The following is a 15138-nucleotide window of genomic DNA, read 5'->3' as shown; positions in this document are numbered from 1 at the left end:
TACTACAATCACACACGTATAAAGACGAAACTAAAAGGCATGAGTCCGATACAATATCGAACTCATGCCTCGAAAGCTGTCTAATAAATACCGTGTCTAACTTAAGGGGGTCACTTCACACGAGGATCGTTTTTTATTACTTGTTCTTTTGTTTTTTATGACATTCAGAATCTTTTTTAGGCTTCATAAGGGAATCAATCCATTTACTGCTGTTCACATCCCCAAGCTCGTTGCCAAATTCCTCTTCTAAGATATCTGGATTCATCGGTTTTTTATGGTCTTTGATATCCTTGCTTTTCACATGCTTTTTAGTCACGAGATGCTCCCCCTTGTCTTCCTTGGTGAGAATTTCGGTTTGCCTGTCGATTATTTGATTGCTCGTCAAATTGTGTTTGTCCTTGATCATGTGCCATGCTTTCTGTTGGCGTCATATTATTTGTCATTGCTTCATTTTTCGCTGCTTTTCTTTTCATCTGAAATCAGTCCTTTTTTGACATGTTTAGTTCTTCTCTCAATTGGTCAAACAGCTCTTTCATTTGTTTGACTGTAACTGGTTTTTCCTCAGGTTTTAACTCATAGCCAATTTGTCCATTAGCTTCTAGCGTGGCTTTTTTTAGACTGCTGATGTCCGTAATGCCCTGCTGCTTTAAGCGCATTTTGAACTGGTCCCTTGTGAGCCGTGCTTTTTTCAGCTTGTGATCAAGCATTTCACCATTATGCAAAATGACCACAGATTTCCCTGAAACCAATTTTTCAAAGAAATCAAACCGAATCGACAGCTTTTCCATTACCACAAGTGCCACAATAAAGATGGTTGCTGCATAAATCGTTTCAAGTAAATTATGCTCTATAAAGGGTTGGATAATAATCGACCCAATGGAAATCATGATCACCGTTTGTTGTACAGTTAATTGACTAATGGATTTGGGTCCTGCTATTCTCAGTAGCAAGGTTCCAACTAACAGCATGACAGTCGCTTTCCATAATACATCTAGCACGTCTCGTTCACCTCTTACCTATAGATTGCCAACATCTCGTGCTATTTAGCCAGTTATATAATGGAAATAAAAAACAGCATTCGCTGAGAATGCTGTTTAGCCAATAATAACGCGCTCTTTTGGGTAATGATAATTCGCTTCACTTTCTCTACGTCCAATTAAATATAAGAAGCTTGGAAGACCAATTCGGCCGATAAACATGACCATCATGATAATACACTTGCCAAACACAGTGAGGTCAGAGGTAATCCCTAGCGATAGTCCCGTTGTTCCGAAGGCAGAACAAACTTCAAATAAATTTTCAAGAAGTGTATTATGTTCGGATAAGGTTAACAGGAATGTGGCACCAAATACCAAGATAAAGGCCATCATCGTCACCATAAGGGATTTATTAACATCCGTTTGGTGAAGCTCTTTTTTGAAAATTTTGATGGACTTATTGCCCCTTGCAAAATGAAACAGTGCGAGTAAATTCAGGGCAAATGTGGTGGTCCGAATTCCGCCTCCCACCGAGCTTGGAGATGCCCCGATAAACATGAGCATACATAAAAATAATAGCGTCGCCTCTGTCAATTGAGTCATGTCTATTGTCGAAAGCCCACCACTTCTTGTAGCTGTTGATTGGAACAAAGAAGAAAACAAGATTTCGTGCCAGCTCTTCCCTAGAAAGGTAAACCGGGCTTCAAGGGCATATATCCCGATCGCACCAACAACGACTAGGCTGCCAAATGTGATCGTTGTGATTTTTGTAAACAGCGAAAATGATGTGTACTTTCGGTCTTGATTGAATAAATAATCTTTTACTTCAACGAGCACCGGGAAACCGATCGCACCAAAAATGATGAGCAGTATCGTAATAAATTGAACGAAATAATCACCTTTGTAAGGGATCAACGAATTGCCTGTAATGTCAAAGCCTCCATTGGTTGTTGCACTAATACTCGAAAAGAAACCATGTAAGAAAGCCCCTTGCACATCGTAATATTTGAGAAAATACATACTTAAAATCAGACCGCCTACAAACTCAATGAGCAAAATTAAATATAAGACCTGCTTCATTAGTTTCACGATTCCTGATAAATTGCTTTGGTTTTGATCTGCCATGATAAGCTTTCTTTCTTTAATGCCGATTCTTTTCCTCATGACGATCCATACGAAGGTGCCGAGGGTCATAATTCCGATGCCACCGATTTGCAGAACAAACGCAAGAATCCACATACCTGTGACGCTAAATGTTTGTGAAATATCGACAACGGTCAGACCTGTGACACTTACAGCACTCACAGCTGTAAATAGGGCATCAATAAATGTCCACTTTACCCCCTCTTGATGAGCAATTGGCAAACTTAAAAGAATAAATGAGACTGTGACAGCCAGAAAATAATAAAGGGCAATCAGCTGGAAAGCCGATAGCCGGTCAATTAGCTTTTTTATTGGGTTCATTGTAATTCCTTCTTTTAACTTTCATTTTTCAATACTTACCATTTTAATGAAAAGAGCCACAATTTTAAAGGTATTTTATGCTTATTTTCATTTTCATCAAAAAAGAAAAGACATTCTATAACAGAATGTCTTAAGATTTTTTTATTTTGCTTCTAGCCTTCTAATTCTTTCGTTTAAATCAGGGTGTGTCGAGAAAAGAGAAGCTTTTCTTTTACCACTGATTTTTAGTGTAGCGACCGCTGTTTGATCATCATCTTTAATTCTTGACGTATATGCCTCAAGAGAACGGAGCGCATGAATCATTTTGTCTTTTCCTGCAAGGTCAGCACCGCCGCTGTCTGCATGGAATTCACGATGTCTAGAATATGCAAAGACGACAAGGCTTCCTAGGATAGAGAAAATGATTTGGAAGACAATCACTGCGATAAAGTGAACAATCGGTACAAGCTCTTCACGTGAAACGAATCGACTTGCAATCCATGCTGCAATTCTTGAAAGGAAAACAACAAACGTGTTGACAATTCCTTGTAGTAACGTCATTGTCACCATGTCACCGTTCGCAACGTGAGCGACTTCGTGGGCAATAACACCTTCAACGGCTGCATCATCCATTTCATTCAGCAATCCAGTGGAAACGGCCACAAGTGACCTTCTCTTAGAAGGACCTGTCGCAAAAGCATTGACTTCAGATGATTGATACATACCAACCTCAGGCATTTTAGAAAGGCCTGCTGCTCTTGATAATCTATGAACGCGGTCAACAAGCTGCTGCTCATCATATGTTAACGTATCCTTTTCAGGGTTTAACACACGCACACCCATCATCATTTTTGCCATCCATCGAGACATCGCTAATGACATAAACGAGCCAACAAAACCAACAACTGCACTGAATACTAGAAGATAACCTACGTTAAGTCTACCGTCTGCTCCTATATAAGAACCAACACCAGTTGCTGCACTAATAACCGATAGTACAATCCCAATCGTAGTGATAACAAGAATGTTCGTTAATATAAACAGAAAAATTCTTTTACCCATACATAACCTCCGCTGTCATATTAAGTTCAAATGAACTTATTAATAAAATTATAAAAATAAACGTCTCAAATTGCAAGGAGAAAGGAATCGTTTCCTATGTTCATCATAACGGTATAAATCCCGTCACTTCAATGTTTACGCCATTTGCTATAGAAGAAAAGTGAACAAATTGTGACACGATATACCTACTTTTAGTTAATTTTGCATTTTTATCAAAAAGAGATTATGATGTTGAATTAGATCAATAATCACGTTTTTGACGTACAATGAGGTGGAACATGGTTACTTTTAAATTAACGAGAATGGACATGACGAGACTTCTGTATTCTCTAAAAGGAAAGGGAGATCTGACTCCGCTTCAGCTTTTGAATGTATCTGTAAAAAACGACAAGCAGCATGAATATGACGAACTAAAAATTCCTTCGTTTTTTGAGAGGCTTGAACGGCGGAAGCAAAAATCAGAGCACGGGCTCTCCACAAATGAAATAGTTGAACTAGGGAATCTGTGCGAGCTGACTTCTCTAAAATCGACTGCAATTCAAAACTGGATCAAACGAGACATTAAAGATATGATTGGCCATCCAGAGCTTGGAAAGAAGTACTCGATTGAGCAGGTCGTTATTTTATTAATCGTTAGGGATTTAAAATCTGTTTTTGACTTTGATGCCATCCGTACGATCTTATCTGCCTTATTTAACACGATTACAGATCGAACAGATGATATTATCAGTCCACTGCGATTTTATGAAGCATATGCGCATGTCCTTGATTTTATTTATCATCATACACATTTTCCGCTAAAGGAAGCGAATTTACGGGAAATAACAGAGGAGCAGACAGATAAGCTTCGTGAGGAGTTTTCAGAATTGGCAGAGCATCAATGGCATTTAATCAAAGGCATAATCAATTCTACAGTCTTCTCAGTTTTCACTTCTCATTTACAAAGTACAGCACAGGAAATGATGTTTAATACGCTACAGCATAATGGCTAAGAGCCGAGGTGATGAGTTCACCTCTTTTTTTGGGCAGCAATTGCCTGCATAATTGTAGGCAAGTTTTTTCAAAATAAGAAGGCATCACAAACATGAGGTGAAAGGAGGAATCGTACAATGGCAAATCGAAATCAACTTCTTGTTCCTGGAGTAGAACAAGCATTGGAACAGTTTAAATACGAGATCGCACAAGAATTTGGCGTGACTCTCGGTTCAGATACAGTCGCACGTGCAAACGGTTCTGTTGGCGGCGAGATCACAAAAAGACTCGTACAACAGGCTCAATCACAAATGGGTAATGAATCTAAATAAATACATGGTGCAATACGCCGGATCTATTCTGGCGTTTTTTTATTGTTCATATGTGTGTTCTTTTCGGCTCTCACGATAAGAGAACGCGCATCCTTTCCATTTTGCTTGACGTCATCTCTTTAACATTCACCGACGGACGTTTCTGACTACTGGCGTTTTTCTTTACTCCTTGTCTGCATCACCAAGATTTGTGTCGTTTTCATCAGGGTAAGACGAGTGATTTTTTTTTTGCTCTTTATTAAAAGAGTGATCCTTCTCTTCCTTTCCCTTTTTGTCCTTGTTTTCATCATCAGGTTTTGTTTGGTGAGGATTTTGAACAGATCCTTGTTCTTCCCTCTCTACTTCTTCTTTGTCTTCGCCTTCAGGAGCCTCTTTACCTGGCTGCATCTCATCGCTATCGTCTGTCTTTATTTCTTCTTGTTCGTCTTTGTCTGCTTGATCTTTATCATCTTTCTTAGGCTCTTCTTTGACAGCCTCATCATCTGCTGGTGCGTCCTTATTCATGTCCTCTTGTTCTTTGTCTTGCATTTCTTGATTTCTAATATATGTTCCTGTTGAGATGCCTGCCCTTTGTGCTTTTTCTCTTGTTTCCAGGTCACCTTCCACCGTTTCTAACTTGTAATTGCGCTTTTGATATTCACCAGAAATGGTGTCTATTTTGTTTTTTACGTTTGTTTTATATGTATGGTCCTGCTTGTTTTCATAAACAGTTGAAATATAAATTCTTTTAGAGTGATTTACATATCCTTTTTTATCACAATCATCTATAATTCCCTGCACGACTTTGGTCATGTCGTTTTTTTCTAAATCCTTCATACTGGCCAATACTTGTTTCGCATCTTGATTCAGCGGTGTAACACCGATCACTTGATAATTGTGATCCAGTTTCAGCTCAAAGCTAGGGTTAATGTCGATCGTCATATACGCATATGCTTTTTGACTTAAGAAAGATGGCATCATAGTGAAAATCACGACAATAATAGCTGCGATTGATAGAATTCCTGCATTTAACGGACGTAAACGGAGCAGGTCAAAAAAACCGGCTCTTTTTCTTTCGAGACGTGATTCATACGGAAATGTCACTTCTTGACCAATTTCATAGTCTTGCTGTTCATACTTTGTCCGCAGAAATTGTCCATCAGGGGTCAGCAGTGTGACATATTTTTTGTTTTTCTCTACTATAATGCCTCTTCTCATGAATTAAGCACCCCTTTAAGGTAATCTTTCAAATACACATAATCACCTGTCATAATGATCGCCATCGCTATGATATATTTTCTATTTCTCTCAATCGTTTTGCGGCTGACTACCACTAGCTTTTCTAGCTGTTTAACTGGTAATTGTTTTTTCTGAAATAAAATGGTTCTTAGCTCATCGTGCTCAACGAGCGTATACGCCACCTTAATTGCATTTTGTCTCGCATCTGCATGCTTTGGTGAATGCTCAAGCAACTCTTGAAACGTGAGACCGTATACTTTTAATCGTTGTTTAAAATGTTCAATCTCTTCTCTTCTATGTTCTTGTTCAACTAATCGTCTGTATTCATTTGCAGAAAGCTCTGCTTCAATCATGCTTTGAGAGTATTCGCCATTCTCAATTTCTTGAGGGTCTATTTGAACCGTTGGCACATTTCTCGCTTCTTTTCGAATAAAGTCGATCACTTTTCTTTTAATAATTAACTCCGCAAATGCAAGAAGTGAATTCCCTTTTTCGGAAGAGTATTTTTCTATCGCTTCATTAAAGGCCATTAAACCTATACTGAATTCATCATCTTTTTCATCTATATATCGTTTACAAACGGATGAAACCGTCTTAGCGACAAATGGTTTGTATTGCTCAATTAATGCATTTTGCAGCTCGATATCACCTTGTTGGATACTGATAGCCGACTGCTCTAATGTTTGATTTTTCTTTCCTTTTTTAAACAAAAGGCTAAGCAATGGTTTCACCTCAGTTCTCCCTATATTACTCATTTATGATATCTAATTTATGAGAGAAGCGCAAAGGAAGAGATGAGGAATTCATTTCCTATTACTCCAATATGACACATATTTCTTTATCTACTTTACAACGTTTCGTCTAAAAATAAAGAAATAAGGGGGTATCTCACCCTTTTTTGTAATATCCGTGTTATGAAAATGAAATGATATTTCTTTCAAAAAACCTATTCTATAGGTGTACCTCCTGTTTTTCCTCGTTTTCTTGCCCATCTTTTCTTGATGGACTTGATAAAAACCACCCAAAAGCTACAATTGTGAGAAGCACCGCCCAGAAAATGACTTTCCATAATGTTGAATGAATGAAATGTGAAGACACTATCCCAATGGCTGGATGAGACAGTGTATAGAGCATGAGCTTCACGCCAACCCATCCGACAATGACAAATGCTGCTGTTTCTAGACTTGGTCTTGTTTTCAATAGCTTCACAAATACAGTCGCAGCAAATCGCATGATGACAAGACCGGTGATACCGCCTAAAAGAATGACGATAAACTGCCCGCCATCAAGTCCACCGATTTGCGGGAGATTTGTTTTCGGTAGTGTAACAGCTAAAGCAACGGCTGCTAATATGGAGTCTACTGCAAAAGCAATGTCCGCAAGCTCAACTTTTACAACTGTTGCCCAAAAGCCACTTTGTTTCATGTTCGTATCTGTTTCCTTTTTCTTAAATACATGAGATTTCAACACATGGTGAATGGAAATATAAAGAAGATATATTGCGCCAATTGCTTGAACTTGCCACACATCCACTAAAAATGAAATCAAAAACAGAGAACCAAATCGCATGATAAACGCACCGGCAAGTCCGTAAAACAATGCTTTTTTTCTTTGCTTTTCAGGAAGGTGTTTGACCATCACAGCCATGACTAACGCATTATCAGCTGCTAGAATCCCTTCTAATCCAATCAACACGAGAAGAACCCACCCGTACTCTAAAATAATTGCTGCATCCATCATCATTCCTCCTTGTTTGTTTTTATTGTCCCACAATAGACAAAGGCTTATGAATGCAAAAAAGACCTTTGCCTATAATGGCAAAGGTCTTGCTAGACATGTGATATGTAGATCATGCCAACAAAGCCGATGGAACGTAAGTCCATGTAATGACGACTTTGTTTCCGGTAAAACCGGACGCTACTCCCCTTTGGTGGGATTTAAGACTATTTAGATTAGTTATATCATAATCAATAGACACTGGATTGTCAACATGTTCCTGTCATTGCAATACAGTCATTAGGCTGTTGGCGTTTCTGTTTTTCTCTTTCTTCGCTTTAACCATACGTAAAGGATAAACAATAAAACAACACCAATCCCAATCGGTAAAAGATATTGATCTAAAATAGTGCCTACCTCTTTCCAGTTCTCACCAAGCATAAACCCAAGGTACACATACACAAACGTAATCGGTGTAATAGCCAAAAACGTATACAGGCAAAATACCCACACATTCATCTTTGCAATACCGCACGGGATAGAAATCAAGGTTCTGACCCCTGGAATAAACCGGCCGCTAAATGCGACAAAACCGCCATGCCTTTCAAAGAATGCATCGGATTTGTCAAGTGATTCAGGCTTTACAAAAAAGTATTTCCCGTACTTATTTAAAAAGGGTCTGCCGCCGTAACGCCCTAGCCAGTACAAGGTCAAGGGGCCAACCACACCGCCAATTGATCCGGCAGCCACAACACCGATGAAGGCCATGTCCCCTTCTGAGACCCAGTAGCCGGCGAGTGGCAAAATCACTTCAGCAGGAACAAATTCAATGCACAAGGCGAGGAAGATGCCAAAGTACGACAAATTCTTAAAGGCATCAGCTAAAGAAATAATAAAATCTTCGATGTTTATCAATCCCTTTTCACATATAATCAGTTTGACAGACCCTATCGCTTTTAGAACCATGCCATATATTAAACGGATAAAACGTCAGAAATGATTCACTTTTCATCGTTTTTTTCACATTAAATTCGATTTTACTATAAAAGATAGGGAAAAAATGATGATTGTTCTTTTTAGTGAAGGAAAAGTGAACAGAAGACGCATTTGAGCCGATAAAAGAAGTATATGTCTGTTTTAGGATATAATAGGAGGTTTTTTCACATGACACATTTAGCAGGAAACTACAACGGATGGCTTGTCCTTCTGTCGGTCGCTGTCGCCGCTGTCACCTCCTACTCAGCTCTTCGTTTAGCTAGCCGAGTGATTCAGTCAAGCGGTGCAAAGAAAAAGGTATGGCTGATCATTGGTGCAATGATCATGGGCATGGGAATATGGTCGATGCATTTTATTGCCATGATGGCATACCACATGCGTTCTGGCATCACATATGAAGCGCCCTTACTGGTTTTATCGATTTTTGCATCTTTTAGCGGTTCTTTGATCGCTTTTTCAATGTGCATCCAGCAGAAGCTCTCAACAAGACGACTGCTGATTAGTTCGATCACCATGGGATCGGCTATTTGCAGCATGCAATATCTCGGAATGGAATCAATGGCCAATGTCACAATTAGCTATGATCCATCCCTCTTTTTTCTTTCGTTTTTCATTGCTGCGCTAGCTTCTTTCTTTTCATTAAACCTTTTTTTTCGGCTCCATCGGTCTGAGAAAAGACAGAAGGATCATCTATTTAAGATAGCTGGAGCACTTATAATGGGCGGTGGTATTGCTGGGATCTATTATACCGGAATGGCTGCTTCTACGATGTTTTTTTATTCTGAGGGGCAGGCTGCAGCGGATGGTTTTCTTGAAATGTCGCCATTCCGTCTGTCTATTTTTATTGTCTTGATGACTCTCATTGTCCAAACGCTCATGATCTTTGGTGCCTATATTGATTACCGAATCATGAAGCAGTCAGATAAGCGAAAGGAAAATGAGCAGCGGTTCCAATCGCTCATTAAACATAATATAGATGGCATTATCGTGTTATCTGTTGATCGAAAGGTTCTTTCTGCTAATGACACAGGTAAACAAATCTTAAAGATGTGCAATTCTTGGATCGGTGATGATATCAGCCAATATGTGATGCCTACTGAAATGTGGGAAAAATTTATTTATCACTCAAAAAAGGCCCTCACACGAGAAGCAGAACTGAAAGTAGCTGATCGTTTCTATTATTATCATGTCACATACATACCTGTTCACGTCAACGGAATAATTGACAGCATCTATGTTGTTTTAAAGGATTTAACGAAGCAGCGGATTGCTGAGAAAGAAATTTATGTGATGGCGCATTATGATCCATTAACTGAACTTCCTAATCGACGACACGGTATCAATCATTTAAATAATGTTCTTTCTACTCAAGAGGAGACAAGGACATCCACGGCGGTTCTTTTTCTTGATCTGAATCGCTTTAAAATCATTAATGATGCATTAGGTCATAACATAGGTGACTTGCTACTCAAAGCCGCCGCAAACAGACTGACACAATGTTTACCGGACAATGGCTTTATTGCAAGACTTGGCGGAGATGAGTTTTTAATAATCTTCCCTCCGATGGAGCACGGTACACATAAAATTGAGCAACTTTCTAAAAATATCATCCGTCAATTTGAACGTCCTTTTTTCATTCAAAACCATCAGCTTATGACGTCCATTAGTATCGGAATCGCCATCTCTCCGCAAAATGGCAAAGATAGCATGGAACTGATGAGAAAAGCCGATATGGCGATGTATTTATCTAAAAAACATAAGCAAAGCCGTTATGAGTTTTTTACTGAATCAATGGAAACATCTAGTGAGGACAGATTAAATCGAGAGCTGGAATTAAGAGATGCGATTCAAAGAGAAGAGTTTGTGCTTCACTATCAGCCGCAAGTCAGTGCCAAAACTAGAAAAATGACAGGGGCTGAAGCCCTTTTAAGAATGAAAACACCAGACGGTTCTTTAAAATCACCCGAGGCTTTTATTGAAATAGCTGAGGAATCAGGTCTCATCATTGATATTGGCAGATGGGTCATTGATACCGCATGTAAGCAGGCAAAAATTTGGTATGACAATGGTTTAACGATCGCTGTCGCCGTTAATTTATCTGCTAAACAGTTTAACTCTGAAGACTTAATTGATTTGATCAAACTGACATTAAAAAAGTACGATCTCAAACCGTCACTTCTGGAACTTGAAGTAACAGAAAGTATGACAATGGACAACATCAAGCAATCAAAACAAGTGTTAACGTCGCTGAAACAGCTTGGCGTTCGCATTAGTATCGATGATTTCGGAACAGGTCATAGCTCCTTAAGCTATTTAAAAGATTTGCCCATTCATCGACTGAAGATTGATAAATCCTTCATTGAAGATATCCTAAGTGATTCAAAGTCTGAGCAAATTACTGGCGCCATTATAGCGATGGGGCATCAATTATCTCTCGAAGTCATCGCAGAAGGCGTTGAAACCTTTGCACAGGCGCAACTGTTATCTGCGCAAGGCTGTGACGATTTACAAGGATTTTATTATGCAAAGCCACTTCCAGCAATCGATATTGAAAAGTTTATCGCGTATCCAGCAAATCAGCTGGGCACATAAAAAAGGTGCCAACCATGGCACCTTTTCGTTTTATCTAAATAATAAATGTTGACTGTGAATACCTGCTTTTTTCAGTAGACTAATCAATTGTTCCTGTTCTTCACGTGTCAGACCAGAAAATGCCCTCGCAATACGAAGAGAATGGATCGGGTAAATCTTATCAAGATAACTGCGCCCTTTATCCGTTAAATGGGCATAAACCGACCGTTTATCCTTCGGGTCCTGTTCTCTTTCAATGAAACCATTTCGTTCTAACTTGTCAATTACGTACGTGACATTCCCGCTGACAAGCAGGAGTCTTGAGCCGATTTGCTGAAGCTTTTGAGCACCCCTCGTATACAGCAATTCAAGAACGGCAAATTCAGTTGGATTAAATCCATGCTCCTTGCTGTCTCTAATACTGTGTTCTGAAACGCTTTTAAATGCTCTTGCAAAAACCTTGTAAAGCGTCATTGAACGTTCTACTTCTTCTTCATTAAACGATAGTCTCATCACATATCTACCTCTTATAATATTTTTTTAACTTCAAGGCTTTCTTGCGGTGCAGTTGGAGCCTTTCGTAAAAAATAGAAGTACATTTTGAAAACCCTTTCAACCACATAAGTGACTCCATTCGTGTTATGTATAAGATTTCGATATAAACTTTTAAAATCCTTCTTATTTTTCACAATTATCTTGAAAAAAAGCTTTTTTAGCAAACCATCAAGTTGCGACATATTTTAACATAATATGTAAATAATCTATGTTTTCTTGCGATAAATTCGTCAAACTTCTACAAAATTCAATATTGCTATAATATTAAACACGCAAAAAAGAACCCTTCATGGGACGGGTGCACATTTCAAGGGATTTTTACAAATAGCGCTCTGTTTTGTTGAAAAAGAAATGATGCTCTTTTTTTAAGTCACTAATTGTCATGTCCTTGGTCGCATTAGGGCTATAAACGCCTAATGAATAAACTTTAATATACGCCGCACCGAATATCCCCTTCTATACATTGTGAGGATCGGGTGGGGTGAGTATATGACGCAGGAAGATGTATCTTAACAGGCATTAAAAAGCGGACAATTAAAAAATGCTGGAAGGACAGATCAACGCACACTTCCGGTACAAAAAATCGTTAACCCAAAAAAGAATCGCTCTTTTGAACGATTCTTTTTATTTAGAAGAAGCTTTAGTTCCTTAGACAACTCCTACAAAGTCTATGAGTACGCCTCTTTCAGCATCTTCTTTTACCCGAAGGGCAAGCGCCTTTTTCTTGCCAGTTTGAGCATCATTATAATTCGCACGAAAGACATGAATGCTTGCTTCTTCCAATTGAAAATCTTGATAGGAAAGCTCCTCAATGCCCCATTCTTTTTTCAATTTGAGAATATCATCCGGGCTTGGGACCGCACCTTCGACATAGATGTTCTCCATATTTCTTTTATTTCCTTCAGCAATGGCTTCGAGCATATGCTCCGCAGCCACAAGCCTTCTGTCTTTCCCCTCGTCTTCCCTTTGACATGCACCAAGTAAAAGAATACACATCAAAATGAATAAGAACTTCTTCATGTTTCTCTCCCACCTTCTCCTTAAAATGTAAAGGATGGAAGCGCTATATGCAATCTTTATTCAAAAAAGACTGTAAAACGACACGCTCCACAGTCTTCTTGTTACACGAGTGCATGAAGGAACGCTGTGGCAATTCCAAAATAGATGAGCAGTGATAAAATATCATTTAATGTTGTAATTAGCGGCCCAGAGGCAATAGCTGGGTCCGCATTTAATCTGTGTAAAATAATGGGCACGACAGTACCTGCCATTGTGCCAATAATAAGTGTCGCAAGGAGTGAGGAACCGACAACAAAACCTAAAATCATATTGCCCTGCCACACCATCGCAACGACTGTAATAATGATTGAACAGACAATCCCAATGTAAATACTTGTTCTCAGTTCTCTAAAAATAAGGCGCATAATGGTTTTTTTCGTTAATTCTTCTTTGGAAAGTCCTCTAATGACGACAGCAAGAGACTGTGTACCAGTATTCCCTGTCATACCTGCAATCATCGGCATGAAGAAAGCAAGAGCGACGACTTGCTGAAGGGTATCTTCAAAATAATTTAAAATACTGCCTGAAATCAGCCCGATGAATAATAGCAAAATCAACCACGGAAGACGGCGGTATGCCGCAACAAATGCCGGCGTGTCAAACGTAATATCTTTACCAGAGGCAGCAAATTTCTCATAGTCTTCTCCCGCCTCTTGAATGACGACATCAATGATATCATCGACTGTGACAATTCCGACAAGGACATTATTTTCTTCCACGACAGGAATGGCGAGGAAATCATAGCGTTCAATCAGCTTTGCAATTTCTTCCTGGTCTTGAAATGCTCCAACGGCAATAACTCTTGTAAACATGAGATCCTGCACCTTTTCATCCTGTTCGCCTAAAATAAGATCTCGGTATGAGAGGACCCCTACAAGCTGTTTTTGATCATTAATTACATATAAGTAGTTGATGGATTCCGCAATTTCAGCAAAGCTTTTCAGCTTAACGACAGCATCCTGCACCGTATAATGCTGAGGAATCCATACGTACCGGTTGGTCATGATCCGGCCTGCTGTCTCAGCAGGGTAATTCATCAGAAGCTGAACGGCCTTTGATTCCTCTGCTTCCATGTTTGATAATAGCTGATCTTTTAGCTCATCATCCATTTCATCAAACAAGTTGGCTAAGTCATCGTTATCCATTTTGTTTGTGACAAAGGTGGCTTTGTCTTTTCCTACTTTTTCAAGAATGATCTCTTGATATTCCCGCTCAAGCTCCCCCATCATTTCCGTCACATCATCGACTGTTAAAAAACTGAGAAAACGCCCTCGGTGTTTTTCTGGAAGCTCTTTAAATAAATAGGCCATATCATACGGCTGAAGCTCTCCCATAATGTTTTTAAATTCTTGGCGTTTGCTATCTCTTAATAAAATAATGATTTTTAAAATGAGTTCATCGTACGTAATGTTCTGTATCATCGCTGTTACCTCCTCAAAGTCAGGAGATATCCGAATCCCTTAGAATGTGCAGGGGTCAGGATCTCCTCTATCTGATGTCTCAATCTGATCTTTTGACATACTCTCTATGTGTCTCGAATCTGGATGATCCATCCCCACACCTCCTTTTCTCATAAAAAAGCACCTTCAACCGAATGAAGGTGCTTTGTAAGCATGACAAAATAAACACTTGCTCCTTCAATCGTAGAGCTTTAGCACTGTATGGCATAGGATAAATCCAGCTGCATTAAAAATCACCTTATGTCGATGATTTCTGTTGACCCATTGGCGTCTTTGGACATTTTTGGGCAGCAACGTATCTCCATACAGGAGCCTCACCTAACGAAGTCTCAACACAATGAGATTACAGAAAAAACGGAATGATGTCAATAAGCAAGATGCCAAGTTAACTCATGTATTCGCTTACTTTTAAAGAAAGAGCGATAGATAGTCGACCATCGCCCTCTCATGCTTTCTATTCCTCTTCCGGCTGGATCATATCCTCTTGGGAGAGGAGATGAAAGGAATCATGCAAAAACAAAGCATACCCTTCTCCATCAGGATGCGGAACATATTCCGCATGGTCCATCGTCTGTTCTTCTTCTTTTTTCTTCATATTCTCTCGCCTCCTTTCCATTAGTTTGTCCCAATGAAAAAACCTTACACATGAATGTGTAAGGCAGCTTGTAGACAAAGTCTACAAGCTTTTTTGTATAATAAGGGTAATAACACAATTCTGCGGGGGATGAACATGTTATCGAAACGTGAAGAAGAGAGAAGAAATCAATTAGAAGTAGT

Annotated in this window: 17 protein-coding genes and 2 riboswitches; of the genes, 4 read left to right on the top strand and 13 right to left on the bottom strand. The window is 39.2% G+C overall.

Going from position 1 to position 15138, the window contains the following annotated elements; genetic code table 11:
- A partial coding sequence (locus LC033_RS17430; RefSeq protein ID WP_226569977.1) for an IS3 family transposase occupies positions 1-84 on the top strand: 84 nt, incomplete at its 5' end.
- Between the two features lie 52 nt (positions 85-136).
- Here the strand turns inward: LC033_RS17430 and ykzE are convergent.
- From ykzE to htpX, 5 genes are all read right to left on the bottom strand, one after another.
- Positions 137-316, bottom strand: coding sequence for a protein YkzE (gene ykzE, locus LC033_RS15525; RefSeq protein WP_226569975.1), 180 nt, complete (start codon positions 314-316; stop codon positions 137-139).
- The gene (ykzP, locus tag LC033_RS15520; RefSeq protein ID WP_226569973.1) at positions 309-473 is read right to left on the bottom strand and encodes a protein YkzP; all 165 of its coding nucleotides are present in this window, start codon (positions 471-473) and stop codon (positions 309-311) included. The genes ykzE and ykzP overlap by 8 nt, the downstream gene beginning before the upstream one ends.
- A gap of 6 nt (positions 474-479) precedes the next feature.
- Positions 480-998 carry a DUF421 domain-containing protein gene (locus LC033_RS15515; RefSeq protein WP_226569971.1) on the bottom strand — a complete coding sequence of 173 codons (519 nt, stop codon included), beginning with the start codon at positions 996-998 and terminating at the stop codon, positions 480-482.
- A 96-nt stretch (positions 999-1094) separates the two neighbouring features.
- Positions 1095-2441 carry a TrkH family potassium uptake protein gene (locus tag LC033_RS15510; RefSeq protein ID WP_226569969.1) on the bottom strand — a complete coding sequence of 449 codons (1347 nt, stop codon included), beginning with the start codon at positions 2439-2441 and terminating at the stop codon, positions 1095-1097.
- A gap of 141 nt (positions 2442-2582) precedes the next feature.
- Complete coding sequence (gene htpX, locus LC033_RS15505) at positions 2583-3482, bottom strand: protease HtpX (RefSeq protein WP_226569967.1); 900 nt, start codon at positions 3480-3482, stop codon at positions 2583-2585.
- 278 nt (positions 3483-3760) lie between these two features.
- On the opposite strand from htpX, the gene LC033_RS15500 reads away from it, so the two are divergent.
- Entirely contained in the window at positions 3761-4474 is a 714-nt protein-coding gene (locus LC033_RS15500; protein ID WP_226569964.1) for a DUF1836 domain-containing protein, read from the top strand.
- 117 nt (positions 4475-4591) lie between these two features.
- Entirely contained in the window at positions 4592-4786 is a 195-nt protein-coding gene (locus tag LC033_RS15495; protein ID WP_226569961.1) for an alpha/beta-type small acid-soluble spore protein, read from the top strand.
- Between the two features lie 162 nt (positions 4787-4948).
- Here LC033_RS15495 and LC033_RS15490 read toward each other — a convergent pair whose 3' ends face one another.
- The 4 genes from LC033_RS15490 to LC033_RS15475 form a co-directional block, all read right to left on the bottom strand.
- On the bottom strand, positions 4949-5983 hold the full coding sequence (locus tag LC033_RS15490) for an anti-sigma factor domain-containing protein (protein ID WP_226569958.1): 1035 nt from the start codon (positions 5981-5983) through the stop codon (positions 4949-4951).
- Positions 5980-6735, bottom strand: a complete 756-nt coding sequence (gene sigI, locus LC033_RS15485) for an RNA polymerase sigma factor SigI (protein ID WP_226569956.1) — start codon at positions 6733-6735, stop codon at positions 5980-5982. The genes LC033_RS15490 and sigI overlap by 4 nt, the downstream gene beginning before the upstream one ends.
- A gap of 220 nt (positions 6736-6955) precedes the next feature.
- Positions 6956-7741 carry a MeeY/MeeF family manganese export membrane protein gene (locus LC033_RS15480; RefSeq protein WP_226569954.1) on the bottom strand — a complete coding sequence of 262 codons (786 nt, stop codon included), beginning with the start codon at positions 7739-7741 and terminating at the stop codon, positions 6956-6958.
- 31 nt (positions 7742-7772) lie between these two features.
- A riboswitch (yybP-ykoY riboswitch) is annotated at positions 7773-7942 on the bottom strand.
- 78 nt (positions 7943-8020) lie between these two features.
- Positions 8021-8635 (bottom strand): DedA family protein, encoded by a 615-nt coding sequence (locus LC033_RS15475; RefSeq protein ID WP_226569952.1) that lies wholly within the window; start codon positions 8633-8635, stop codon positions 8021-8023.
- 249 nt (positions 8636-8884) lie between these two features.
- Here LC033_RS15475 and LC033_RS15470 point away from each other — a divergent pair, with 249 nt between their 5' ends.
- A complete protein-coding gene (locus LC033_RS15470) occupies positions 8885-11308 on the top strand; it encodes an EAL domain-containing protein (protein WP_226569949.1) in 2424 nt (807 codons plus the stop codon).
- A gap of 30 nt (positions 11309-11338) precedes the next feature.
- On the opposite strand, the gene LC033_RS15465 is transcribed toward LC033_RS15470, so the two are convergent.
- From LC033_RS15465 to LC033_RS15450, 4 genes are all read right to left on the bottom strand, one after another.
- Entirely contained in the window at positions 11339-11803 is a 465-nt protein-coding gene (locus LC033_RS15465; RefSeq protein WP_095408317.1) for a MarR family winged helix-turn-helix transcriptional regulator, read from the bottom strand.
- A gap of 687 nt (positions 11804-12490) precedes the next feature.
- Positions 12491-12862 carry a metal ABC transporter substrate-binding protein gene (locus LC033_RS15460; protein WP_226569947.1) on the bottom strand — a complete coding sequence of 124 codons (372 nt, stop codon included), beginning with the start codon at positions 12860-12862 and terminating at the stop codon, positions 12491-12493.
- A gap of 101 nt (positions 12863-12963) precedes the next feature.
- The gene (gene mgtE, locus LC033_RS15455; RefSeq protein WP_226569945.1) at positions 12964-14322 is read right to left on the bottom strand and encodes a magnesium transporter; all 1359 of its coding nucleotides are present in this window, start codon (positions 14320-14322) and stop codon (positions 12964-12966) included.
- A gap of 208 nt (positions 14323-14530) precedes the next feature.
- Positions 14531-14694, bottom strand: a riboswitch (M-box (ykoK) riboswitch).
- A gap of 121 nt (positions 14695-14815) precedes the next feature.
- A complete protein-coding gene (locus LC033_RS15450) occupies positions 14816-14956 on the bottom strand; it encodes a hypothetical protein (RefSeq protein ID WP_226569943.1) in 141 nt (46 codons plus the stop codon).
- Between the last annotated feature and the right edge of the window lie 182 nt (positions 14957-15138).

It is taken from the genome of Bacillus stratosphericus (assembly GCF_020524495.1).
Classification (GTDB): domain Bacteria; phylum Bacillota; class Bacilli; order Bacillales; family Bacillaceae; genus Bacillus; species Bacillus stratosphericus_B.
This window is presented reverse-complemented; position numbering and strand designations above follow the sequence as displayed.

Coding starts and splice junctions, on each gene's coding strand:
- ykzP (WP_226569973.1), bottom strand. CDS start 473: ATGAAAAGAAAAGCAGCGAAAAATGAAGCAATGACAAATAATATGACG.
- LC033_RS15510 (WP_226569969.1), bottom strand. CDS start 2,441: ATGAACCCAATAAAAAAGCTAATTGACCGGCTATCGGCTTTCCAGCTG.
- htpX (WP_226569967.1), bottom strand. CDS start 3,482: ATGGGTAAAAGAATTTTTCTGTTTATATTAACGAACATTCTTGTTATC.
- LC033_RS15500 (WP_226569964.1), top strand. CDS start 3,761: ATGGTTACTTTTAAATTAACGAGAATGGACATGACGAGACTTCTGTAT.
- LC033_RS15495 (WP_226569961.1), top strand. CDS start 4,592: ATGGCAAATCGAAATCAACTTCTTGTTCCTGGAGTAGAACAAGCATTG.
- LC033_RS15490 (WP_226569958.1), bottom strand. CDS start 5,983: ATGAGAAGAGGCATTATAGTAGAGAAAAACAAAAAATATGTCACACTG.
- LC033_RS15480 (WP_226569954.1), bottom strand. CDS start 7,741: ATGGATGCAGCAATTATTTTAGAGTACGGGTGGGTTCTTCTCGTGTTG.
- LC033_RS15470 (WP_226569949.1), top strand. CDS start 8,885: ATGACACATTTAGCAGGAAACTACAACGGATGGCTTGTCCTTCTGTCG.
- LC033_RS15460 (WP_226569947.1), bottom strand. CDS start 12,862: ATGAAGAAGTTCTTATTCATTTTGATGTGTATTCTTTTACTTGGTGCA.
- mgtE (WP_226569945.1), bottom strand. CDS start 14,322: ATGATACAGAACATTACGTACGATGAACTCATTTTAAAAATCATTATT.
- LC033_RS15450 (WP_226569943.1), bottom strand. CDS start 14,956: ATGAAGAAAAAAGAAGAAGAACAGACGATGGACCATGCGGAATATGTT.